16 protein-coding genes, 1 tRNA gene and 1 riboswitch are annotated in these 23462 nt (G+C 72.3%); of the genes, 7 read left to right on the top strand and 10 right to left on the bottom strand.

Going from position 1 to position 23462, the window contains the following annotated elements; translation table 11 throughout:
* On the bottom strand, positions 1-2550 hold the full coding sequence (lanKC, locus tag CNX65_RS06530; RefSeq protein WP_096491953.1) for a class III lanthionine synthetase LanKC: 2550 nt from the start codon (positions 2548-2550) through the stop codon (positions 1-3).
* 505 nt (positions 2551-3055) lie between these two features.
* On the opposite strand from lanKC, the gene CNX65_RS06535 reads away from it, so the two are divergent.
* On the top strand, positions 3056-3637 hold the full coding sequence (locus CNX65_RS06535) for a hypothetical protein (RefSeq protein WP_096491954.1): 582 nt from the start codon (positions 3056-3058) through the stop codon (positions 3635-3637).
* A 384-nt stretch (positions 3638-4021) separates the two neighbouring features.
* Here CNX65_RS06535 and CNX65_RS06540 read toward each other — a convergent pair whose 3' ends face one another.
* The 5 genes from CNX65_RS06540 to CNX65_RS06560 form a co-directional block, all read right to left on the bottom strand.
* Positions 4022-5257: a beta-ketoacyl-[acyl-carrier-protein] synthase family protein gene (locus CNX65_RS06540; protein ID WP_096491955.1), complete on the bottom strand. Its 1236-nt coding sequence runs from the start codon at positions 5255-5257 to the stop codon at positions 4022-4024.
* Complete coding sequence (locus CNX65_RS06545; RefSeq protein ID WP_015800167.1) at positions 5254-5493, bottom strand: acyl carrier protein; 240 nt, start codon at positions 5491-5493, stop codon at positions 5254-5256. Before CNX65_RS06545 ends, CNX65_RS06540 begins: the two co-directional genes overlap by 4 nt.
* A 154-nt stretch (positions 5494-5647) precedes the next feature.
* Complete coding sequence (locus CNX65_RS06550) at positions 5648-6625, bottom strand: beta-ketoacyl-ACP synthase III (RefSeq protein WP_096491956.1); 978 nt, start codon at positions 6623-6625, stop codon at positions 5648-5650.
* Complete coding sequence (locus CNX65_RS06555) at positions 6622-7557, bottom strand: ACP S-malonyltransferase (RefSeq protein ID WP_269770688.1); 936 nt, start codon at positions 7555-7557, stop codon at positions 6622-6624. The genes CNX65_RS06550 and CNX65_RS06555 overlap by 4 nt, the downstream gene beginning before the upstream one ends.
* Before the next feature lie 200 nt (positions 7558-7757).
* On the bottom strand, positions 7758-8939 hold the full coding sequence (locus CNX65_RS06560) for a PucR family transcriptional regulator (protein WP_096491957.1): 1182 nt from the start codon (positions 8937-8939) through the stop codon (positions 7758-7760).
* Positions 8940-9304: 365 nt separating this feature from the next.
* Here CNX65_RS06560 and CNX65_RS06565 point away from each other — a divergent pair, with 365 nt between their 5' ends.
* Complete coding sequence (locus CNX65_RS06565) at positions 9305-10198, top strand: mechanosensitive ion channel family protein (RefSeq protein ID WP_096491958.1); 894 nt, start codon at positions 9305-9307, stop codon at positions 10196-10198.
* 907 nt (positions 10199-11105) lie between these two features.
* Positions 11106-11227: riboswitch (FMN riboswitch) on the top strand.
* A gap of 44 nt (positions 11228-11271) precedes the next feature.
* Complete coding sequence (gene pnuC / locus CNX65_RS06570) at positions 11272-11925, top strand: nicotinamide riboside transporter PnuC (protein ID WP_096491959.1); 654 nt, start codon at positions 11272-11274, stop codon at positions 11923-11925.
* On the opposite strand, the gene CNX65_RS06575 is transcribed toward pnuC, so the two are convergent.
* From CNX65_RS06575 to aceE, 3 genes are all read right to left on the bottom strand, one after another.
* Positions 11912-13258: an extracellular solute-binding protein gene (locus tag CNX65_RS06575; RefSeq protein WP_096491960.1), complete on the bottom strand. Its 1347-nt coding sequence runs from the start codon at positions 13256-13258 to the stop codon at positions 11912-11914. The two genes, pnuC and CNX65_RS06575, sit on opposite strands and share 14 nt — an antisense overlap.
* Positions 13248-15497, bottom strand: a complete 2250-nt coding sequence (locus tag CNX65_RS06580; RefSeq protein ID WP_096491961.1) for a hypothetical protein — start codon at positions 15495-15497, stop codon at positions 13248-13250. Before CNX65_RS06580 ends, CNX65_RS06575 begins: the two co-directional genes overlap by 11 nt.
* 203 nt (positions 15498-15700) lie before the next feature.
* Positions 15701-18460 carry a pyruvate dehydrogenase (acetyl-transferring), homodimeric type gene (aceE, locus tag CNX65_RS06585; RefSeq protein ID WP_096491962.1) on the bottom strand — a complete coding sequence of 920 codons (2760 nt, stop codon included), beginning with the start codon at positions 18458-18460 and terminating at the stop codon, positions 15701-15703.
* 310 nt (positions 18461-18770) lie between these two features.
* Here aceE and CNX65_RS06590 point away from each other — a divergent pair, with 310 nt between their 5' ends.
* The 4 genes from CNX65_RS06590 (at position 18771) to CNX65_RS06605 (ending at position 22391) form a co-directional block, all read left to right on the top strand.
* Positions 18771-19205 carry a DUF3052 domain-containing protein gene (locus tag CNX65_RS06590; RefSeq protein WP_096491963.1) on the top strand — a complete coding sequence of 145 codons (435 nt, stop codon included), beginning with the start codon at positions 18771-18773 and terminating at the stop codon, positions 19203-19205.
* A 114-nt stretch (positions 19206-19319) separates the two neighbouring features.
* Positions 19320-19778, top strand: coding sequence for a peroxiredoxin (locus CNX65_RS06595; RefSeq protein WP_096491964.1), 459 nt, complete (start codon positions 19320-19322; stop codon positions 19776-19778).
* Positions 19779-19788: 10 nt separating this feature from the next.
* Positions 19789-19863 (top strand) — tRNA-Val (locus CNX65_RS06600).
* Between the two features lie 470 nt (positions 19864-20333).
* Positions 20334-22391, top strand: coding sequence for a GmrSD restriction endonuclease domain-containing protein (locus CNX65_RS06605; protein WP_096491965.1), 2058 nt, complete (start codon positions 20334-20336; stop codon positions 22389-22391).
* A gap of 319 nt (positions 22392-22710) precedes the next feature.
* Here CNX65_RS06605 and CNX65_RS06610 read toward each other — a convergent pair whose 3' ends face one another.
* The gene (locus CNX65_RS06610; RefSeq protein WP_096491966.1) at positions 22711-22908 is read right to left on the bottom strand and encodes a hypothetical protein; all 198 of its coding nucleotides are present in this window, start codon (positions 22906-22908) and stop codon (positions 22711-22713) included.
* Between the last annotated feature and the right edge of the window lie 554 nt (positions 22909-23462).

The raw sequence follows: 23462 nt of genomic DNA on the forward strand, positions 1-23462 counted from the left end.
CTAATCTCGGGGTGAAACGACCGACCCGGTCGGGTCGGGGCTGGTGAGGAACGGCAGCACGGGGACGCCGTCCACGGCGCAGGCGATCGCGAGCAGCACGCCCGCCGCGCCGGTGGCCAGGTCCATCGAGAGCCTTCGCAACTGGATTCCGGGGAAGGCCGTGCCCTCCCCGTGGGGGATCGCGTGCCAGGCGAGCGCCGCGAGGTGCCGGTCGACGGCCTCCCGCGGCCCGCCCGAGTGGGCGAGGGTGGCCAGCAGGCCCGCCCTGCCCAGGGTGAGCGCCGGGTGGATCACGAACTCGCCGGTGCACGAGCCGACGAGCTCGGACAACCGCCCGGCCAGCCGGGTCCCCGGCGCGACGCGGACCAGCTCGTTCAGCGCCAGGGCGATGCCCGCGCTGCCGACGTCCACGTACGGCAGGGTCCGGAAGTTCCCGTCGCGGACCTGGGTCGAGCCGTCGAGCGCGGTCATGCACTCGGCGAGGTCGCGGTCCAGCGCCCGCTCGGCCAGCTCCAGCCACCGGGGCTCCCCGGTGCGCTGGTGCAGCCTGGTGAACAGCAGCGCCGGGCCGGACCAGCCGTGCAGCAGGCCCGCCCTGGCCTTGTCGCCGGGCGGCGGCGCGGCCTCCAGCGCCACCGCGAGCCGCTCGCCCAGCTCGACGGCCTGCTCGGCGTGCGCGGGCTCGTCCCACCGCTCCGCCAGGTGCAGCAGGTTCAGCCCGATCCCGGACAGGCCGGCGCCGAGCCCGTGGTCCGAGGTGGTCGCCACGAGCGGCCGGTAGTCCTCGACCAGCTTCGCGGCCAGCTCCCCGTGGCCGAAGCGGTCCAGCACGTGGATCACGCCGTGGGCGCCGGTGAAGAACCCGGCCTCCTTCGGCGGCTCCCGCCGCACCGACTCGACCAGCCACCGCTCGTGCTCGGGGAACCGGCCCTGCCCCGCCGCGTCCAGGGCGTGCAGCACGCCCGCCGCGCCGTAGGCGAAGCACGCCCCGCCGACCTCGAACTGCTCGACGTCACCGGGGAACAGCCGGTCGGTGCGGTCGGGCGTGGCGCTGGACAGGATCGCGGCGGCGATGGACTTGCGCACCACCGACCAGTCCGGCTCCGGCTCGTCCAGCGGGGTCGGCGCGGGCGCCACCGAGGTGAGGCCGCGCTCGATCGCCGCGCAGTACTCCTCCGGCAGGGCGAACCGGCGGCGCACGAAGTCCACGTGCGAGCGCAGCTTCGCCGGTGACAGCTCCACCACCGCGTTCAGCGGCAGGAACACGTACAGCCGCAGCGCGGCCAGCGCGTGCTCGTCCACCTCGAACCCCCGGCGGTCCGGCGGGGCCTGGAAGCCCGGCGCGCCCAGCGTGGGCCTGCGGTCCTCCTCGATGCCGGACGCCAGCTCGAAGTCGATCAGCGAGACGGAGTCGTTCCCGTCGTCGTCCGCGTCGACCAGCACGTTCAGCGGGTGCAGGTCGCCGAAGACGACACCCCGCTCGTGCACCGCGTCCAGGATGCGCTCGACCTGGCCGACCAGCCGCACCGCCCGCTCCGCGTACTCGGCGACCTTCGCCTCGTCCACCTCGCTGTGCGTCAGCGGGTAGTGGCGGCCGAGCCACTGGCCGAGCGGGATGCCGCGCACCAGGTCCATCGAGAAGAACTCGTGCTCCCAGGCGCCGAACCGGTCGTGCGCGGCGGGGATGCCCGGCACGCCCGCGAGCCTGGTGAGGATCGTGTGCTCGCGGTCGAGCCTGGCCACCGCGTCGGTGTTCTCCCGGTCCAGCCCGGCGTGCGGGCGGGCCTCCTTGAGCACCAGCTCGGCGTCGTCGGACTTGCGCCGCGCCAGGTAGACGCCGCCGCCGTTGGAGAAGTGCAGCGACCGCAGCACCCGGTACGGGAACGAGTCGGCGTCACCGGCGCCCCGCGCCGCCAGGTGCGGCTCCAGGCAGGCCGGGAGCGGCACCCACTCGGGCGTGGCGAACGTGGGCTTGCGCTGGTCCGGCACCAGGGCCCCGTCGGGGCCCTCGATGGCCAGCACGCGCTTGCCGTCGCGCTCGATCCACTGCTCGACGAACCCGCCGTACCGCACGAACAGCGGTCCGGCGCCGTAGCGCAGGTCGCTCAGGACGTAGGGCCCCGGCTGGCCGCGCAGCAGCTCCGACAGCTCGGACAGCACGGTCTCCAGCTGCGCCTCGTCGGCCGGGTAGATCGTGATGAGCTTGCCGCTGGCCTCGCGGGGGGCGTACTTGGAGTTGCGGGCCAGCACGATCGACCGGGTGCGCAGGTACTTGAACGGGATGCGCTTCCCGAGCAGGTAGGTGCAGGACTTCAGCAGCACCTCGGCGGCGTTGAGCACGGTCGCCGAGACGTGCACCTTCCAGCCCTGCTTCGGCAGCCGGACGCCCTTCGGGTGCAGGTGCCGCCAGATGTTCTTCTCGACCTGCACCCACCCCCCGTCCACCGCCGGGAGGACGCGGGAGAAATCGTCCTGGGCCGTTTCCACGGGGCTCTGCACGTCGTAGAAGAGGCGGTCGGCGAAGCAGTACGCCTCGTACCGGAGATCCACTGTATTTCGCCTCCTCGATTTGTTCGACGTCAATATTTCCGCACAACTCACCGTTGACCGCCAATCCGCCGATTCGGTGGCACCGGTGGGGCGTTCGAGACAATCGGTACCGCCGGGTTCTGCACGATCTGTGCCGGAATCGCTCCCACGGTCACCTGAACGCCGAGTTTGGTCACGTTTGCCACAGGACATGACACCGGCTCAAACCTGAATCTGAACAGTCGCGTTCTGTGCTCAGGCGGCGCGCTGACCTGCGATTTCGGTCAAAAAATCGCTGTTGTTGCAGAACGTTAACACTCACCGGTAACTCGTCCTGGCAGGCGGTTGGTCCGGAATGAGGATCATTTGCTGCGCCAACTGACCGGAAAAAGAGGTTTGGCGAACCGGGGCGCGGAAAAGCCTCCCCCGCGCAGGGGAGAAGACCGCAAGAATGGGGTCCGGGCGCCCGCGCCGGGGTCCGCCGCCCGGCGCGGGGCGCGGGAGGCGGCTGTGGGAGGCTCTGGGGGTGTCCGCGCGCGTGCTGCTCCCGGTGGTGCTCCTGGTCATGGCCTCGGCGGCGGGCGCGGGGGTGATCGCCCGCGACGCCTACAAGCGCCAGACCCCGCCCCCGGTCGAGCAGGTCGTGGACGCCGCGTCGGGCGCGCCGACCTCGCTCGCCCCGTCCGAGCAGCCGGGCGACTCCAAGGTCCTGCTGACCACCGACGTGTCCAAGCACCCGGACGGCGCGCGGGTCGTGGAGCTGCTGCAGAAGCACTTCGACTCGATCAACGCCAGGAACTTCCAGGACTGGGTCACCACCGTGACCGAGCAGCGCCGGGCCCTCACGCCGGGGGAGAGCGCCTGGCGCAAGCCCTACGAGACCACCAGGGACGGCACGATCCTGGTGCACCGCCTGGAGGCCGTGGGGCCCCAGCGCCTCAAGGCCATGATCACCTTCACCAGCACCCAGGACCCGGTCTGGGGCCCCGCCGACCTGCGGGTCGGCTGCGTGCGCTGGCGGGTGGTCTACCCGCTCCAGGTCGAGGACGGCGCGCTGCGCGTCGACGTGGGCACCGAGGGCCAGTCCTCGCAGTTCGAACCCTGCTGAGACGGCGCCCGGCGCCGGACCCGGTGGAATGCGCGCGCGAATCCGCAGAAATGTGGGCCGGGTTTTCGCGAGGCTGAAAGCCGGAATTCCCCGCGGCGTCGCCCGGAGCGTTCTCCGGAAAAGCGCCCGGAACGCTCCCGGCGCGGAACCGCGAAGTCCGGAACGGTGAGGCCCCGGAACGGTGAGGCCCCGGAACCGCGAGGCCCCGGAACCGCGAGGCCCCGGAACGGCGAAAGGGGCCGCCCGGAGGCAGCCCCTGCGCCACGCCGCCGCGACCGGAGTCCGGGCGAACCCGGAACCGCCCGCGACGCCCCCGCGGCGGACTTCCCCGCCCGCCGGGGAGAACCCGGTCAGGCGACCCCGCAGGCCGCCTGACCCGACGGCTCAGACCGTGGTGAAGACCAGCGAGGCGTTGTGCCCGCCGAACCCGAACGAGTTGTTCACCGCGGCGATCTGGTCGATCTTGCGCGGCTCGCCGGTCACGACCTCCAGATCCACCTTCGGGTCCTGGTCCACCAGGTTCAGGGTCGGCGGGATCACGCCGTCGCGCAGCGACAGCACGGTCGTGATGGCCTCCACCGCGCCCGACGCGCCCAGCAGGTGCCCGTGGTGGCCCTTCGGGGCGGTCAGCAGCACGTGGTCGCCCACGGACCTGCGCACCGCCTGCGGCTCGATCACGTCGCCCACCGGGGTGGACGTCGCGTGGCAGTTCACGTGCGCGATGTCGGACGCGGCCACGCCCGAGGTGCGCAGCGCCGCCGAGATCGCCCGGCTCTGCCCGAGGCCCTCGGGGTCGGCCGCCGTGATGTGGTGCCCGTCCGAGCTGAGCCCCACGCCCGCCAGGCGGCCGTAGATCTTCGCGCCGCGAGCCCTGGCGAAGTCCGCGCGCTCCAGCACCACGACGCCCGCGCCCTCGCCGAGCACGAAGCCGTCCCGGTTCGCGTCGAACGGCCGGGAGGCCCGAGCGGGGTCGTCGTTGCGGCTGCTCATGGTCCTGGCCTGGATGAACCCGGCCATGGTGACCGCGGTGATGCAGGCCTCGGTGCCGCCCGCGACGACCACGTCCGCCTCACCGGTCTTGATCATCCGCCAGGCCCAGGCCAGCGACTCCGCGCCCGACGCGCACGCGGACACCGGGGCGTGCACCCCGGCCCTGGCCTTCAGGTCCAGCCCCACGTAGGCGGCCGGGCCGTTCGGCATCAGCATCGGCACGGACAGCGGCGAGACCTTCCGCAGCCCGTGCTCCTCGATCAGGTCGTCCTGCTCCAGCAGGGTCCGGGCGCCGCCGATGCCGGTGCCGATGATGACCCCGAGGCGCTCCTTGTCGACGCTGTCGTCGTCGTGACCGGCGTCCGCCCACGCCTGCCGGGCGGCCACCAGCGCCGCCTGCTCGCAGCGGTCCAGCCTGCGGGCCTCGACCCTGGGCAGCACCTCGGTCGGCTCGACCGCGAGCCGGGCGGTGATCCGTACCGGCAGGTCGTACTGCTCAACGAAGCCGCCGACCATCGCGGACACGCCGCTGCGGCCGGTGAGCATCCCCTCCCAGGTGGAGGCGACGTCGCCACCGAGCGGGGTGGTGGCACCCAGCCCGGTGACGACGACGTCGATGTCAGCGGTCATGCCTTGCTGGTGATGTACTCAACCGCGTCACCGACGGTCTTGAGGTTGGCCAGCTGGTCGTCCGGGATCTTGACGCCGAAGCGGTCCTCGGCCTGGACGGCGATCTCCACCATGGACAGCGAGTCGATGTCCAGGTCGTCCACGAAGGACTTGTCGGGGGTCACCTCGGCGGCCGTGACGCCCGCGACCTCCTCGACGATCTCGGCGAGACCCTTCTGGATGTCCTCGTTGCTCACTGCGGTTCCCTTCGTTCACTGTCCACCGGCCGGGGTGCCCCGCCGGAAGCCTCGATGCCACGGGACGCGCCTGCGCCCGTGGTGCCCTGCCGTGCTGCCCAACCCGGACCGACCGCCGCTCGGGGCCGGTCCGGGGGGTCGTTCCAGGCCCCGGTCAGGGGCAGCGGACGAGCTGCCCCGCGTAGGACAGGCCCGCGCCGAAGCCGATCAGCAGCAGCACGTCGCCGCTCTTGATCTCGCCCGACGCCCGCATGTGGTCGATCGCCAGCGGGATCGACGCCGACGAGGTGTTGCCCGACTCGACGATGTCCCGCGCCACGACCAGGTCCTCGCGCGCGCCGCTGGAGCGCAGCTTCTTCGCGATGGCCTCGACGATCCGCAGGTTCGCCTGGTGCGGCACCAGCGCGTCCACGTCGGCGGCGGTCAGCCCCGCGGCCTCCACGGCGCGCAGCGCGATCGGCGCGATCCGCGTGGTGGCCCAGCGGAACACCGACTGGCCCTCCTGGTGGATGAACGAGTCCCGGTCCGGGATCTCGATCAGGTTCGACATGTCGCCCGCGCTGCCCCACACCACCGGGCCGATGGCGGGCTCGTCGGTCGCGGACACGACCGCGGCGCCCGCGCCGTCCGCGAAGATGATCGCGTTCGAGCGGTCGTCCTTGCGCACCCAGTCGGTGAGCTTCTCCGCGCCGATCACCAGGACGTGGTTGGCGCTGCCCGCGCGCACCATGTCCGAGGCGGCTGCCAGGGCGTAGCAGAAGCCCGCGCACGCGGCGTTCACGTCGAACGCGGGCGCGGCCTTCACGCCGATGCGGTCGGCGACCTGCGCCGCCGCGTTCGGGATCGGCGAGGGCATGGTGCAGGTCGCCACGATCACGGCGCCGATGTCGGTCGGGGACAGGCCCGCGTCCGCGACGGCCTTCGAGCCCGCGTCCACGGCCATGTCCGCGAGCGAGAGGTCGGGGCCCGCGAAGCGGCGGTTCACGATGCCGACGCGGTCCCGGATCCACTCGTCCGAGGTGTCCATGTACTGCGCCAGGTCGTGGTTCGAGACCACGGTGTCCGGCTGGGAGCTGCCGAGGCCGCTGATCCGGGTGCCGCTGACCTGCGTGGTGGTGGTGAACGCGGTCACTTCGCGGCCTCCAGGAGCTCGGCCACCGCGGCGACCTGGTCGGGTGTCTTCAAGGCCAACGTGGGGGTGCCCTTCAGCTCGCGCTTGGCCAGGCCGGTCAGCGCGCCCGCGGGCGGCAGTTCCACCACCGCGCCGACGCCCCGCTCGGCGAGGGTTGCCTGGCAGGCGTCCCACCGCACGGGGCGGGTCACCTGGGAGATCAGCCGCAGGAGCACCTCGGGGCCCTCGGTGACGACCGCGCCGTCCGCGTTGGACAGCAGCGGCAGCTCCGGGTCCCGCACGAGGACGTCCTGGGCGCGGACGCGCAGCGCGTCCTCGGCCTGCTTCATGTGGTCGGTGTGGAACGCGCCCGCCACCTGCAGGGCCCGCACCTTCGCCCGGCCGGGCGGCTCGGCGACGAGCTTCTCCAGCGCGTCCAGCGGGCCCGCGGCCACGACCTGGCCCGCGCCGTTGCGGTTCGCGCCCACCAGGCCCAGCTCGTCCAGCCGCGCCAGCACCTCGGCCTGCTCGCCGCCGAGCACCGCGGCCATGCCGGTCGGGGCCAGCGCGCACGCGGCGGCCATCTCGGCGCCGCGCACCGAGGCCAGCAGCACGGCGTCGTCGGCGCTGAGCGCGCCCGCCATCGCGGCGGCGGCCAGCTCGCCGACGGAGTGCCCGGCGATGATCGTGTCGGCGGGCAGCTCGACCTCGCGGGTCAGCCGCTCGAACGCCAGCAGCGCGAGTGCCACGACCAGCGGCTGGGTGACCGCGGTGTCCTTGATCTCCTCGGCGTCCGCCTCGGTGCCCAACCGCAGCAGGTCCAGACCGGTCAGCTCGGACCACGCCCCGATCCGCTCACGGGCGCCCCCGGCATCCAGCCAGGGGGTGAGCATTCCGGGTGTCTGGGACCCCTGTCCGGGGGCGAGCAGCGCGATCACGGGCTCACTGAACACGGTGCCCGGCCTCCGGTGGCATGTCGGCACGGACGAAAAGGCCCGGCAACGCTTGTAGGTTCTCTACAAAGGCGTCCGGAACACGACCGGTCCACGGTCCGCTGCGTTGTGGAGGTCGGCCCAAAACACCCTTATCGGTCGGGGTGTCCTTGGTCACCCCGCGCTCGGGTCGGGGGTGTGGTAGCGGTCGGGCGCCCCGGTCACCACAGGCCGCGCGCGCGGGCCAGGCGGCCGACGGACAGCGCGATCCGCAGCACCAGCGCGTCCCTCGGGTCGTTGGCGTTGCGCCCGGTCAGCTCGGTGGCCCTGCGCAGCCGGTAGCGCACCGTGTTCGGGTGCACGAACAGCTTGCGGGCGCACGCCTCCAGCACGCCGCCGACCTCCAGGAACGTGTCCACGGTCTCCAGCAGCGCCCCGCCCGCCTCCTCCAGCGGCCGGGTGATCCGGTCCACCAGCTGCCACTCGGCCTCCGGGTCGCCCGCCAGCGCGCGCTCGGGCAGCAGGTCCAGCGAGCGCACCGGGCGCGGCGCGGCGGGCCAGCCCACCACGGCGCGCAGCCCGGACAGCGCGTCGGCGGCGCTGCGGTGCGCCTCGGCGATGCTCGGCATGGTCGGGCCCGCGACGACCGCCCCGTCGCCGAAGGCCTGCGCCATGCGCCCGAGCACGTCGTCGGCCTCGGTGTCCCCGCCCAGCACCAGGACCAGGCGGGAGCCCTGCACGCTCAGCAGCACCTGCCTGCCGCTGCGCGCGGCCCGGCTGCGCACCTCGTAGATCACCTGCTGCGGGTCGTCGGACGGCGGGTTGCCGACCAGCACGGTCGCCGGGGCGCCCGGCTCCCAGCCGAGCGCGCTGGCCCGCGACAGCAGCGACTCCTCGGCGTCGCCGCGCACCACCCCGTCCACGACCAGCGCCTCCAGCCGGGCGTCCCACGCGCCGCGCGCCTCGGCGGCGGCGGCGTACGAGGTGGCGGCGGAGAACGCGATCTCCCGCCCGTAGCGCAGCACCGCGCCGGTCAGGTGGGCGTGCTCGGCGTCGTCGGCGGCCAGCACCGGGAGGCGCTGCTCGAACAGCTCCAGCGCGATCCGCACCAGCTCCACGGTCTGGCGCAGGCTCACCCAGCGGGAGATGTCCTTGGGGGCGGAGCGGAACGCCTCGGCGGTGAGCCGGACGGCGGGCTGCTGGTCCTGGAGCCAGGAGACGAAGCCTGCGACGCCGTTCTGGATCAGCAGGAGCACGCTCGCGCGCTGGTCGGCGGGCATCCGCCGGAACCACGGCAGCCTGCGCTCCATCTCCGCGACGGTGGAGGAGGCGAGGTCGCCGGAGGCCCGTTCCAGGTTCCGCAGGGTGGCGGTCGACAGCGGTGGGCCTTCAGGGCGGGTCATGCGGACAGCGTAGGAGCCGGGGAGGGGCGGTCCGCGCCACCGCGGTGACGCGGGGTGGCGGGCGCCGGGGTGGCGTGGGGTGGCGGCCGGGCGCCCGGTGGTGGTCGGGGGTGGAATTCGCCTCGGCGCGCTCGCCGCCGGAATGAGCGCTCGCGTGGAATTGCCGAATGGCGCGGGTAATGGGAACGCCCGGCGCGTGCGACGCGCCGGGCGTTCCCCTCTCCCCGGTCCCCACCGGTGTCTCCACTCTGGACCGCAGCCGGGCAAAAAGCCACGTCAGTCACCCTTTCGTGGCACCGCTTCAGGTTGCCGGGTGAAAGGCGTCGCGAAACGATCGGCCACATCCGCAACTGCGAGGAGGCGTCATGGGCTCCGAAATCACCTCCGGGCTCGGGCAGGCGTGGGCGCTGGTCGCCACGTTCGTGCCCAAGCTCCTGGGGTTCCTGCTGGTGCTCGCCGTCGGCTGGTTCATCGCCAAAGCGCTCTCCAGGGGAGCGGGCTTCCTGCTGAGGCGGCTCGGCTTCGAGCGGCTCGTGGAGCGGGCCGGGATGCGGCGGGTGGTGGCGCAGTCGCCGATCGACGCGTCCGGGCTCATCGTGCGGCTGGTGTACTACTTCGTGCTGCTGATGTCGCTGCAGCTCGCGTTCAGCGTGTTCGGCGCCGAGAACGCGGTGAGCGCCCTGCTGACCGACGTGATCGCGTACCTGCCGCGCATCGTGGTGGCGCTGGTGCTGGTCCTGGTGGCGTCGGCGATCGGCCGGGCCCTGCGCACGATGATCACCGGCGCGATCGGCCCGCGCAGCTACACGAAGCTGCTCGGCGGGGCGGCGCAGGGCTTCATCGTGGCGCTGGGTGCGATCGCGGCGCTGAACCAGCTGGGCATCGCGGTGGCGGTGACCATGCCGGTGCTGATCGCGGTGCTGGCGACGGCGGCGGGCGTGATCATCGTCGGCGTCGGCGGCGGCCTGGTCCGCCCGATGCAGCAGCGCTGGGAGACGGCGCTGCAGCGGATGCAGCAGGAGACGGCGATCCTCACCCCGCAACCGCGCCAGTCCCAGGAGCAGCGGACCTCGCCCCAGGAGCGGGCGGGCCACGACCGGGCGGGCGCGGGCCAGTCGGGCGCGGGCCAGTCGGGCGCGATGACGTCGGGGGCCGCGCAGCAGGAGCCGGTGACGGCCGGGATCAGGCAACGCGGGGGAGCGGCCGACGCCCCGACCCCGCCGTCGGGCATCCCGAGGCCGGGCACGGAGAACATCTAGGCGGGAGCGGGCACGGCGAACGGCGAACGGCAAGGCGCGGAAGCGCTCGGCCAGGCGGCGGGAGCGGCTCGGGCCGGGCACCGCTGGGATCGGTCGGCTAGAGCGCTGGGCCGGGCAACGCTGGAGCGGCGCGCCGAAAGCGCGGGGCCGGGCAATGGCGGAGCCGGGCAATGGCGGAGCCGGGCAATGCTTGGGCCGCACACCGAGAGCGTCGGGCGGGGCAACGCTGGGATCGGGCGGCAGGAGCGCCTTGGGCCGGGCGGTGCTTCGACTGCGTGTCGAGAGCGCTGGCCCAGGTAGTGCTCAGGCCGGGCTGTGAGAGCGCTCCAGTCGGGCGGTGCTCGGGTCGCGCGCGGCGAGAGCGCTCGGGCCGGGCCGGTCGTGGAGGCCGGGAGTGGAGACCCCGCTCCCGGCCTCTCGCCGTCCTGCGGGCACGTCGGCGGCCACCCGCCTGCCCACCGCGCCCACTCCGTGCGACCCCGCCCCGCCCGCGCCCCACCCCCGATGCCGCCCACCGTGTTCCGCCCGCCGCCCGCCGCCCGCCGCTGCCGCCCGCCGCTGCCGCCCGCCGCTGCCGCCCGCCGCTGCCGCCCGCCAACCACCGCCCGCCCGTTAGCCGCCCACGCGCCGCCCGTTCCCCCGCGCCGTTCGCCCCCCGCCGCCCCCCGCGCCTCGTCCGCGTCCCAACGGCCCGTTCGCCGCGCCGCTCGCCGCCGCCTGCCCGCCGCGCCTCGTCCGCGTCCCAGTGGTCCGTCCGCCGCGCCCCAGCAGCCCACCTGCTCCCCGCGCCCCGCTGCCCGTCCGCCGCCCCGTCTCACTCCCCAACCACCACCCCCCACCCGTGCCCCACATCACCCGCCGGAGCGGAACACCCGCCCCCTTTCCCGCTGTTCACGGGGGTGGAGAACACGCGCTCCGGGGCTCGGTGAAATCCCGAACCGGCGGTGAGAGCCCGCGAACCGCCGCCAGGCGGCCGACCCGGTGGGATTCCGGGGCCGACGGTCACAGTCCGGATGAGAGGTGCGCAGCGGTCCCGCGACCCTGCCATGCCCCGGAACGGGGATGGAGGAGCGGTGCACGTCCTGCTGGAGCACGGTTTCACGCTGTTCGGGCAGCGGGTGTCCTACGCCGAGTTCGCGGGCCAGGTCCTCGCGCTCGTCGTGGTCTTCTTCGCCCAGCGCCGCTCGATGCTCACCTGGCCGGTGCAGCTCGCGTCGGTCGTCCTGCTGTTCGCCGTCTACGCCTCGGCCGACCTCGGCGGCATCGCGGCCCGGCAGGTGGTCATCGGGCTGATCACCCTGCACGGCTGGTGGGCCTGGAGCCGCCGCCGCGACCCGGTGCTCGGCGTCGTCGTCCGGACCGGCTCCACCCGCGAGCGCGTCGCCGTGCTCGCCGCCTTCCTCCTCGGCACCACCGGCTTCGCGCTCCTGCTCGACGCCACCAACGCCTCCTGGGCGCCCTGGCCCGACGCGGCGATCTTCGTCGGCACCGTGCTCGCGTTCGCCCTCCAGGGCCGCGGCCTGGTCGAGTTCTGGATCGTGTGGCTGGTCGTCGACGCGATCGGCGTCCCCCTGCAGCTCCGCTCCGGCCTGTGGTTCAGCGCCGCCGTCTACACCGTGTTCGCCGTGCTCGTCGTCAAGGGCTTCCTCGACTGGAACCGCGAGGCCCGCCGCGCGCCCCGCGCCGCCGACCCCGCCAGCCCCGCCACCCCCGTCAGCCCGGTCTGACCAGGCCGGGCAGGGTGGTCAGCCCGTCCGCCAGCGCCTCGACCCGCGCGTCCACCGCCCGCCCGTCCCGCATCGCCTCGCCGACCTGCTCCTGCACCAACCGCGTCAGCAGGTCGTAGTTCGGCACGGCGGGCCGGGGCCGCGCCGAGTCCAGCGCCTCCCGCAGCACCCTCAGGTGCGGCCGGGTCCACAACGACCCGTCCTCGTACAGCGAGGTCCGGGTCGGCGCGAACCCGGCCTGCTCCAGCAGCGTCCGCTGCCGCGCCGGGTCGGTCAGGAACCGGACGAACTCCCGCGCCGTCCTCCCGTGCCGGGTGCACGTCGACACCCCGAGGTTCCACCCGCCCAGCGCGCTCTGCCACGGCAGCGGCGCCACGCCGATCAGCGCCGGGTCCAGCGACCCCTCCGCCCGGTCGGGCGCGGTGAGCTGGGCGTACGCGTAGGGCCAGTTGCGCATCAGCGCCACCTCGCCCCGCCCGAACGCCTGCCAGCTCGCGTCCTCGTCGTAGTCCAGCGTGGACCGCGGCAGCCACCCGTCGCGCACCGCGCCCACCAGCGACCGCACCGCCGTGGCCGACCCCGCGTCCAGCGCCGGGTGCGGCACGCCCCGCGCGTCCACCGGCACCGGATCGCCCTCGAACGCCCACATCGCCTCGAACGCGTTGACCGACAGCCCCTCGTACGCCTTCCGGAACTGCCCCGCGTACCCGGCCACCGACGGCTCCCGCCTGCTCACCGCCAGCGCCGCCTCCCGCAGCCCCGCGAAGCTCGTCGGCGGCTCCGCCACCAGGTCGGTCCGGTAGTAGAGCAGGCCCGCGTCGGCCCGCCACGGCACCGCCCACAGCCGCGACGCGCCCGCCCCGTCCCGCGCCCGCCCCAGCTCCTCGCTCCGCGCGTACCGGGCGGCCCGCAGCGACTCCGGCCGGAACTCGGACAGGTCGAGGTCCCGGTCCGACACCTCCGCCAGGAACCCGCCCTCGGCGAACTCCGCCGTCCACACCACGTCCATGGCCATCACGTCGTAGCAGGGCGCCCCCTCCTCCCGCTTGCTGCGCTGCGAGTGGGCGATCAGCTGGGCCCGGTAGGCGTCGCTGCCGGACGCCTGCTCCTGGAACGACACCGGCTGGTCCGGGTTGAACCGGTTCCACATCTCCACCAGCCGGGTGATCTGCTTGTCCACCGAGGTGTCCTTGGAGTCCGCGAAGACGATGGGCCCGCTCCGCTCCTCCCACCCGGCCTCGGGCTCCGCGCACCCGGCGAGCGCCCCGCCCAGCAGCAGCCCGCACAGCAGCAGCCCGCCCGGCGCCGTCCGCCCCCGCCGCTCACCCCACATCCCACAGCTCCTCCGCGACCTCGTCGACCAGCGCGACCACCCCGGCCCGGTCCACCAGCGGCAGGCACCTGCGGCCGTTGGCGTCCAGCAGCGCCCGCAGCTCCGACGACGGGTCGCACGCCCCGGCCCCGACCCCCACCCCGACCACGACCCGCTCCGACACCGGCCCGTACCCGAACCCCACCCGGTCCCCGGCCCCCGCCACCACCACGACCTGCGCCGCCCGGTCCAGCGCCACCCGCTCGGCCACCAGGGCGCGGAGCGGTCGCCCCCCGTCCACCACGACCTCGACCCGGTCGCGCCCGGCCCCGTCCGCCGACTCCACCAGCCCGGTGACCTGGTCCGCGACCTGCCCGCCCAGCTCGGAGGTGTCGGCGACGACCAGCGCGACCCTGGTCTCCTTCCGCACCCGCGCCCACACCTCGCGCACGCGGGCCGCGTACTCCGGGGTGGCCAGCGCGGCGGGCCTGCTCGGGCGCAGCCCCCGCGTCGTGGTGTCCCCGCCGACCGCGCCCCGCAGCCCGGACCGCTTGAACCGGTCCTGCGCGACCGCGTCCCCCACCAGGAACCCCCGGAACTTCGCCGCGGCCTCCCCGACCGGGGTGGCCCGGTACTCCTCGACCGACGGCGCCACCCCGCTCGCGGGCGTCCGGACCACGTCCACGAACAGGTGGTCCAGCCAGAGCGAGCCGCCCTCGGGGTAGAACACCTCCAGCCCGCCGCACTCGTCCACCCGGTCCGCCAGCTCGGACTCGGCCGCCACGAGCACCGACCGCACCTCGCCGCACAGCCCGCCGCCCGCGCCGCCGGGCACCTCGGCCCCGACCCGCGCGGCCATCCGGTGCAACTTCGGCCCGGCCTCGGGCCCCAGCTCCGGCGGGTTCAGCCACCCGCCGACCGCCGCGACCGTCGCCATCTGCGCGCTCCCGGTCACGGCGGGCTCCAACCCGAACAACCGCCACCCGTCGGCGCCCAGCAGCGACTGCCAGGACACCTGCCGCGAGTCCTCGCGCACGGCCAGCTCCGGCGCCCACCGCTCCGGCACCCCCAGCGCCACCACCGACCGCGCCACCACCGACGGCACGCCGCCCACGTCGGCGTGCAGGCTCAGGCCCTTCTGCGACCCGTCCTCGGCCAGCAGCGCCCGCGCCTGCTCCAGCTCCAGCCCGCTCGCGGGGATCCACACGTGCGGCTCGGGCACGCTGGTGCCGATGCCCCCGCCGACCGGCAGCCCGTCGCCCAGCGCGCGCACCACGTCGGCCGACTGCGGCCCCTCCGCCACGTGCACCCTGACCCCGGCGCAGCGCAGCTCGCCCGGCGCCCGCTCGCCGTCCTCGAACTTCACCACCAGGTCCCGCAGCTCGTCCACGACCTCCCGCGAGGCCAGCACGTTCAGCTGCACCGGCAGCGCGCACCCGGCCACCTCCGGGGGCCCCTGGCAGGCGGTCGGGACCAGCAGCAGCACCACCGCGACCACCAGCACCCCGGCGTTCCTGCGGCTCAGCCGCGCCCCCAGCGCCCGCCGACCCCAACCCGCCACCCGGTTCGGCGCGCGCCGCCAGCTCCGGCGCCGACCCGCCCGCCCCGACGGGCCGCGCACGGGCGGCTGCCCGAGCCTGCGGTGGCGGTGCCTGGGCGGCGCGGGACCGGTGTCCGGCAGCGCGATCCACGCGGTCTCCCGGAACTCCTTGTTGCGCACGTCCACCGGCCGGAACGCGATCGCGTCGCACGCCGGGTCCCCGCGCACCACGGTCTGGTGGAAGCCGCCCGACACCACCAGCACCAGCGCGCCCGGCGAGCGGGCCAGCGCCTGCTTCACCTGCGGGGCGTCCAGCAGCCGGAACGCGCCCACCAGCGCCTCGCCCTGCGCGCCCTCGCCGTCGTGCGAGACCTCGCCCGCCGCCAGCGCGACGCGCAGCCGCAGCCGCGCCCCGTCCGCCAGCAGGTGGTTGTACCGGCGCAGCTCGCCCGCCAGCGCGGGCACCAGCACCCGCACGGCCCGGCTCTTCACCACCGTGCAGGGCAGCAGCGCCATGACCCCGTCGCCGCGGTCCTCGTGGTACGTGCCGTCCCAGTCGGGCTCGTCCGACCACACCACCCCGGCCACGTGGAAAGCGGCCCGCAGCGCGGCGTACAGCGCCCGGTGCGCCTCCCGCTGCTCCGGCTCGTCCCGCTTCCCGAAGCCCACGACGTCGACGAGCAGGATGGTGCGGTGCAGCGCCTCCTGAGGCGTCCCCATCGATCCCCCGGTCCACTGCGAGCCGCCGAAGCAGTCGAGCGGAGTCTATGACCTGGAGCACACCGCGCGGGGCGGAAACGACGAGAGGCGCCCTCCCCCGATCGGGGGGAGAACGCCTCTCGCCGGTTCGTCCCGGCCGACCCGCCGCCCGGTTCGGGGGCGGGTCGGGCGCGGCGGTCCGGGACCCGGACCGCCGCGGTCGGTCAGGCCAGGCCCGCGTCCGAGGTGGACGGACCGGCGGCCGACACGTCGTCGATGCGGTACTTGCGCGCCGCGTCCACGACGGACTGCTGCGGCACCTCGCCGCGCTTGGCCAGCGCGGCCAGGGTGGCCACCACGACCGACTCGGCGTCGATCAGGAAGTGCCTGCGCGCGGCCGGGCGGGTGTCGGAGAAGCCGAAGCCGTCCGCGCCCAGCGTGGTCATGTCGGTCGGCACGTACGGGCGGATCAGGTCCGGCACCGCCGTCATCCAGTCCGACACCGCCACGACCGGGCCCTGCGCGTCCCCCAGCACCCGCGTCACGTACGGGACGCGCGGCTCCTCGCCGGGGTTCAGCAGGTTGTGCCGGTCGACCTCGACGGCCTCGCGGCGCAGCTCCGAGTACGACGTCGCCGACCACACGTCGGCGCGCACGCCCCAGTCGTCGGCCAGCAGCTGCGCGGCCTTGAGCGCCCACGGCACCGCGACGCCCGAGCCGATCAGCTGGGCCCTCGGGCCCTCGCCCTCGCCCGCCGCCTGGTACCGGTACAGGCCCTTGAGCAGGCCGTCCACGTCCAGGCCCTCGGGCTCGGCGGGCTGCCGGTACGGCTCGTTGTAGATCGTCAGGTAGTAGAAGACGTTCTCGGCGTCCTCGCCGTACATCCGGCGCAGGCCGTCCTTGACGATGTGCGCCACCTCGAACGACCAGGCCGGGTCGTAGGCGACCGCCGCCGGGTTGGTGTGCGCGAGCAGCAGCGAGTGCCCGTCGGCGTGCTGCAGGCCCTCGCCGGTCAGCGTGGTGCGGCCCGCGGTGGCGCCCAGCACGAAGCCGCGCGCCATCTGGTCGCCCGCCGCCCACAGCCCGTCGCCGGTCCGCTGGAACCCGAACATCGAGTAGAAGATGTAGATCGGGATCATCGGCTCGCCGTGCGTGGCGTACGAGGTGCCGACCGCCGTGAACGAGGCCGTCGAGCCCGCCTCGTTGATGCCCTCGTGCAGGATCTGGCCCTGCTCGGACTCCTTGTACGCCAGCATCAGCTCGGCGTCCACGGAGGTGTAGAGCTGCCCGTTCGGGTTGTAGATCTTCTGCGACGGGAACATCGAGTCCATGCCGAACGTGCGCGCCTCGTCCGGGATGATCGGCACGATCCGCTTGCCGATCTCCGGGTCCTTGATGAGGTCGCGGACCAGCCGGACGAACGCCATCGTCGTGGCGACCTCCTGCTTGCCCGAGCCGCGCTTGACCACGTCGTAGACCTTGTCGCCGGGCAGCACCAGCGGCTTGGCGGCGTTGCGGCGCTCGGGCACGAACCCGCCGAGCTGCTTGCGGCGCTCCAGCAGGTACTGGATCTCCGGGGCGTCCTTGCCGGGGTGGTAGTACGGCGGCAGGTACGGGTCGAGGTCCTTGTCCGCGATCGGGATGCGCAGGCTGTCCCGGAACGACTTCAGGTCGTCGTGGGACATCTTCTTCATCTGGTGCGTGGCGTTGCGCGCCGCGAACCGCTCGCCGAGGCCGTAGCCCTTGATCGTCTTGGCGAGGATCACGGTCGGCTGGCCGTTGTGCGAGACCGCCGCCTGGTACGCCGCGAACACCTTGCGGTAGTCGTGGCCGCCGCGCTTGAGGTTCCACACGTCGTCGTCGGACATGGCCGTGACCAGCTCCTTCGTCCGCGGGTCGCGGCCGAAGAAGTGCTCCTTGACGTACGCGCCGTCATTGGCCTTGTACGTCTGGAAGTCGCCGTCGGGGGTCTGGTTCATCAGGTTGACCAGCGCGCCGTCGCGGTCCGCGTGCAGCAGCGAGTCCCACTCGCGGCCCCAGATGACCTTGATGACGTTCCAGCCCGCGCCCCGGAAGAACGACTCCAGCTCCTGGATGATCTTGCCGTTGCCGCGCACCGGGCCGTCGAGGCGCTGCAGGTTGCAGTTGACCACGAAGGTGAGGTTGTCCAGCTGCTCGTTCGCCGCGAGCTGGAGCAGGCCGCGCGACTCGGGCTCGTCCATCTCGCCGTCGCCGAGGAACGCCCAGACGTGCTGCTGCGAGGTGTCCTTGATGCCGCGGGACTGGAGGTACCGGTTGAACCGGGCCTGGTAGATCGCGTTCATCGGGCCGAGGCCCATGGAGACGGTCGGGAACTCCCAGAACTCCGGCATGAGCCGCGGGTGCGGGTACGACGGCAGGCCCTTGCCGAGGCCGCCGTGCGAGTGCTCCTGGCGGAAGCCGTCGAGCTGGTCGGTCGTCAGGCGGCCTTCCAGGAAGGCGCGCGCGTAGACGCCGGGGGAGGCGTGGCCCTGCACGAACACCTGGTCGCCGCCGCCGGGGTGGTCCTTGCCCCGGAAGAAGTGGTTGAAGCCCACCTCGTACAGGCTCGCCGACGAGGCGTAGGTCGAGATGTGGCCGCCGACGCCCACACCGGGGCGCTGCGCGCGGTGCACCGTGATCGCCGCGTTCCAGCGCACCCAGGCGCGGTAGCGGCGCTCCACCTCCTCGTCACCGGGGAACCAGGGCTCCCGCTCGGTGGGGATGGTGTTCACGTAGTCGGTGCTGGTCAGCGCGGGCACCCCGACGTGGGACTCCCTCGCGCGCTCGAGCAGCCGCAGCATCAGATAGCGGGCTCGCTGCTGGCCGCCGCCCTTGAGCGCGGCGTCGAACGACTCCAGCCACTCCGAGGTCTCCTCCGGGTCGATGTCCGGGAGGTGGGAGGCCAAACCGTCCCTGATGACGCGCACCCGCTCGGGAGTGGTGCCGTGGTTCTGCGGGGCCAAGGGATCTCCTCGTTCCGTGGTCTCTGTCTCCATCGTTGCCCCGTGGACACTGTCCCGTCACCGCTACCGGTGAGTATTTCCGGATTGTGTCCCACGCGCGCGCGCGGATAGGAGGTATGTAGAGCATGCCTCATGGCTTCCGGGTCCCGCATCCGGGGGTACCGCTGCGGCGTGTCCCGGCTCTTACGGTTGCGCGTGGCACGGGTGACAGTGTTCGCTAGCCGCGACCGGTAGTTGACCCTGGAGGTCGACGCCGAACTGCGGTCGGAGCCCCGACCGTCGCTGTCGCGCACTTGGAGGAGTGGAAACCGTGGTCGCCGCGGAAGACGCAGGCAAGATCGGCGTCGCCGACAAGCTCGGGATCGAACCGGGCGCCGTTGTCCAGGAGATCGGCTGGGACGAGGACGTCGACGACGACCTGCGAGCGGCGGTCGAAGAGCGGATCGGCGGCGATCTGCTCGACGAGGACGCCGACGACGTCGTGGACGTGGTCCTGCTGTGGTGGCGGGAGGAGGACGGCGACCTGGTCGACGCGCTGGTCGACGTCACCTCGCCGCTCGCCGACGAGGGCGTGATCTGGGTGCTGACCCCGAAGACGGGGCGCTCCGGGCACGTGGAGCCCAGCGACATCGCCGAGGCCACCTCGACGGCGGGTCTCGCGCAGACGTCGAACGTCAACGTCAGCGAGGACTGGACCGCGGTGCGGCTGGTCTCGCCGAAGAACGCCAAGGTCAACAAGCGCTGACCGGCGCCGACCCCGGCCCTCCCGCTCGCGGGGGAGCCGGGGTTCGCGCTGTCCCCGGCCGGGTCGCCCCGGTCGGGGGCCTGGTCCCGCCCGTCGCGTCCCCAGGGGTCCCGCATGATCGAGATCGGTGCCGAGGCGCCCGACTTCACGCTCGCCGACAGCAACAAGCAGAAGGTGACCCTGTCGTCCTTCCGCGGGTCGAAGAGCGTGCTGCTGGTGTTCTACCCGTTCGCCTTCAGCGGAACCTGCACCGGCGAGCTGTGCCGGGTGCGCGACGAGCTGGCCGACTACGAGGCCGCGGGCGTGCAGGTGATCGGCGTGTCCGTGGACACCCCGTTCAGCCTGAAGGCCTGGGCCAAGCAGGAGGGCTACCGGTTCCCGCTGCTCTCGGACTTCTGGCCGCACGGCGAGGTCGCGAGGGCTTATGGTGTGTTCTCCGAGGGGGCCGGGTTCGCGCTGCGCGGCACCTTCCTGATCGACACCGCCGGGGTCGTCCGGTTCGCCCAGGTCAACGAGCCGGGCGAGGCCAGGGACCAGGAGTCGTGGAAGAAGGCCGTCGCCGTGCTGGCGTGACGGCCTTCCGGGGCGTGTAGCTCAGCGGAAGAGCACTCGGTTTACACCCGAGCGGTCGCAGGTTCGAACCCTGTCGCGCCCACCAAAACCCGTCGCGCAGCCCCAGATGCCAAGGCAGGCCTGGGGTGTTCGCGGAGCACGTGGACATCGGCATCCCGCAGGCTTGGCGGCCGGCTCTGGCCCCATGGTGTTGCCGGAGCCGTTGAGAGCTCTTTTGCGCGCTCTTGTCGCACCGTCGGGCTCCCCTGCTCGATCGTGCGCTGAACGAGGCTTCCTGGGCTTCTGGGGGCCGCTGTCGCCCCCCTGAGGCACCTGCCATCGGTGTCGGCACGTGGCTTGCGTGTGCGAGGACGTTACCGCCGATTAGGTGCGCAAAAATCTGTTTATTTATTATCAAACTATTTTTGTTTCGATGGTGCGGTGCAACTAGTTCGGCGCTGCTGTTGCTGGCGGTCGCGGGTGATCTCTGAGAATTGTCGGCGACCGTCGCTATGCTTGCCTCCTGTTGATGCTGCGGGGATCGGCCCCGCCGGTTACGGGGGATGAGAAGGTCGGATGCGTGCGAACGAGAGTGTGCCCCGCAATCTGCTCCAGGGGGACAAGTGCTACGTGGTCCCTCTTTACCAGCGTACGTACAGCTGGACCAGGGACAATCTGGCTCAGCTCTGGGCGGACATCGTCATGCTGCTCGACGCGCCCAACGAGGACGGTCACTTCTTGGGATCGGTCGTCCTTGCGCCGAGTCACGCCAACACGGCTTCGGGGGTGCAGAGCTGGTTGGTCGTGGATGGACAGCAACGGATCACGACACTCAGCATCCTGCTGTGCGCGATTAGAGACTTGGTGAAGGGGGAGAATCCGCAGTTAGCCCGCAAGATCGATGTTCAATACCTGCTCAACGAGTTCGCCAATGGCTCTGAGCGGTACACCCTGCTGCCGACCCAGGCGGACCGCAACTCCTGGACGGATCTCGTCGACGGCAAGGCTGTGGCTGGCGGTGAGGATACTATTGGAAGTTCCTACAGGTTTTTCCTGGGACAGTTGGAGCAACTCGTGCGGGAAGGGGACGAGGTTCGCTACGACAAGCTACAGCGCCTTGAGCAGGTCGTGGTGAGCAAACTCTCCTTCGTGGAGATCTCCGCGCAGGCGGGTGACAACGTCTATCGGATCTTCGAGTCCCTGAATAACACCGGTTTGAAACTCACCCAGGCCGATCTGCTGCGCAACTACCTGTTCATGCGGTTGCCGAAGAATTCCGAGCGGATCTACGCCACCTACTGGCTACCCATGCAGAATTTACTCAAGGACGACCTCGTCGACCTGATTTGGCTCGACCTGGTGCTGAAGGGGAGCCGCGCGGTGCGGCGCTCCTTGTACCAGGAGCAGCAGAAGCACCTGGAGCGATTGGCCACCGAAGCTCAGGTAGAGGAGTGGATCGTCGAACTCCACGCTAAAGCTTCTGTCTTCAGGCTTGTGCTAGCTCCTACGGAGGAGGAGAACCCCCAGGTCCGTGAAGCGCTCGACCGGCTGCATCGATGGGGAGCCACTGTGGTGCACCCCATCGCGCTGCGCGTCATGCTCTCCTACCGGGCGGGCCAGTTGGACGCGCAGCAGGTGGCGGACGCTCTCCGGGTGGTCGAGAGCTACCTCGTCCGTCAGGCTCTCGTCGGCATGGCCAGTGCGGGTAACAACGTGATGCTCGGTGACCTAGTGAAGGCGTTCGACGACGAGGTGCCAACAGCTAAGGCGATCACCAGAGTGCTCACCCGCCAGCGCAGCCGTTTCCCCGGCGACCAAGCTGTGCGCGAGGCGGTTCTGGAGCACCCGTTCTATTGGCGAGGTAAGGAGTGGCAAAAGAAGTTCGTCCTGCGCTGCTTCGAGGAGGGCTGGGGGCGGGGGGAGCAGGTGGACTTCGAGAAGTCGAAGCTCACTATCGAGCACGTCATGCCGCAGACGTTGACTGAGGAGTGGCGGCGCGGGCTCGCACAGGATCTGGGCGATTACGAGACCGTTGAGGAGTTGCACCAGGCTGTCGTCCACACGCTCGGCAATCTCACCCTCTCGGCCTACAACGGCCAGATGTCCAACAAGCCCTTCGACGCCAAGCGCAGGGTCCTGGCGAGCAGCGGTTTGGCCATGAACCTAGACATCGCTGAGCGGTCCACGTGGGGTGTCGCCGAGATCAGGCAGCGAGGTGAGGAACTGGCCGATCTGGCGATCAAGATATGGCCGGGCCCCGACGACAGCATCCCTCACGAGCCGCAGAGCCCGAAGCTCGCCGCCGTGCGCCGTGCACTGCGGGAAGTGCCTAGTGGCAGGTGGACCAACTACCTGACCATCGCGCAGGTGTCGGGAACCCATCGTCGGACTATCAGCAAGTGGCTCGTGCAGTACGCGCTGCCCAACGCCCACCGCGTGCTGAAGAGCGACGGCGCGATCCCGGCCACCATTAGCATGGGGTGTCACAGCCGTGAAGAACAGATCGCTGTGCTGGAGGCCGAAGGGATCGCTTTCGGCAAGAACAGTCGTGCTGGGATGAAGCACCACCTCTCCCTCGAAGACCTGGTCAAACTCCTTGAAGGGGACAACGGCGTCGAGGGCGAAGAGAGATGACCTCGCTACGTCAAAGGGCGTCAGTACCTGCCGGATAGATGGGGTAGATCGAGTCGGGTGCCGTTCCCACGGTGCTTCACGGGAACGGCACCCAATCAACGCCACTTGAGAGGTAACTCAGGTTGCTGTGAGGGCATGCTGACCTCGATTCCGAGAAACGGAGCGGTGGGCTCAGCGGCCCCAGGAGCGCGGCGCTCCCCTCGGGGGTGTGCCGACCTGTCCCGGCGGGTGTTCGCGGCGTGGCGGGGCGTTCAGGGGCTCGTGCGGCTATCACCCGATGGTGCGGCACCCCGTCGGGCGCGGTCCGGGGCGGGGCGGCTCAGGCCAGCGCGGCGACCAGGAGGGTGGCCAGCGCCCACAGGGCCAGCAGCACGGCGGGGGACAGCGCGTCGCGCAGCCACGGGCCCGCCGGTCCCGGCAGCCGCTCGTCGTCACCCTCCGCGAGCGCGGGCGGTGCGGCCGAAGCGGGGTCCGAAGGCGCGTGGCGCCTCGTGGCGGTCGGCGCCAGGCGGTGCACTTCCAGGGTCCGCCGCGCGCCACCCGCTCGTGTCGCGTCGAGCACTGGCCCCTCGCCGGGGCGCGGTCCTAGACTCAACTCCGGTCCTCCTGTCGTCCTCGCTCGTCAGGCCTGGTTCGCGGTCGGACCCACGCGGTCTCCTGTTCGAGCAGGGGGCCGCGTTCCATTCGGGCGCTGATTCCGCGCTGGAGAGCATCGCGCACCGACCGCCGTCGATCTTGGGATGGACGGGGTCGATTCGTTGAGCGGTGCACCCGATGCGCCGAACGGCCCGGACCTGCTCGTTCAGCCGATATGGTCCAGACCCCTTCCCTTAATGGGGGACTGGTTCACGCCTTCGGGAGCGGTTTTGCTGAGCTTTCCGTGACCAGCTCACGAATCAATCCAACGTCAGGGTGAAGATCAACGATTCTTGCGTAGTCGGAATTTCTTTGGGTGATCATCGTCCGGCCGTGGCGGCGCACCCCTCGAACGCTCATCGCTCCCCGACCACCGCTCGGCGCGGGAGCGCGCCCCGGCGGCCCCTCAAATCCCCTGACGACGCCCGACGCGCC

The organism is Actinosynnema pretiosum (genome assembly GCF_002354875.1).
In the GTDB taxonomy this organism is placed as follows: Bacteria; Actinomycetota; Actinomycetes; order Mycobacteriales; family Pseudonocardiaceae; genus Actinosynnema; species Actinosynnema auranticum.

Excerpts from the sequence above, each read along its gene's own strand:
- CNX65_RS06580 (WP_096491961.1), bottom strand. The coding sequence starts at position 15,497 with ATGGGGACGCCTCAGGAGGCGCTGCACCGCACCATCCTGCTCGTCGAC.
- CNX65_RS06605 (WP_096491965.1), top strand. The coding sequence starts at position 20,334 with ATGCGTGCGAACGAGAGTGTGCCCCGCAATCTGCTCCAGGGGGACAAG.
- CNX65_RS06565 (WP_096491958.1), top strand. The coding sequence starts at position 9,305 with ATGGGCTCCGAAATCACCTCCGGGCTCGGGCAGGCGTGGGCGCTGGTC.
- CNX65_RS06560 (WP_096491957.1), bottom strand. The coding sequence starts at position 8,939 with ATGACCCGCCCTGAAGGCCCACCGCTGTCGACCGCCACCCTGCGGAAC.
- CNX65_RS06595 (WP_096491964.1), top strand. The coding sequence starts at position 19,320 with ATGATCGAGATCGGTGCCGAGGCGCCCGACTTCACGCTCGCCGACAGC.
- CNX65_RS06540 (WP_096491955.1), bottom strand. The coding sequence starts at position 5,257 with ATGACCGCTGACATCGACGTCGTCGTCACCGGGCTGGGTGCCACCACC.
- CNX65_RS06575 (WP_096491960.1), bottom strand. The coding sequence starts at position 13,258 with ATGTGGGGTGAGCGGCGGGGGCGGACGGCGCCGGGCGGGCTGCTGCTG.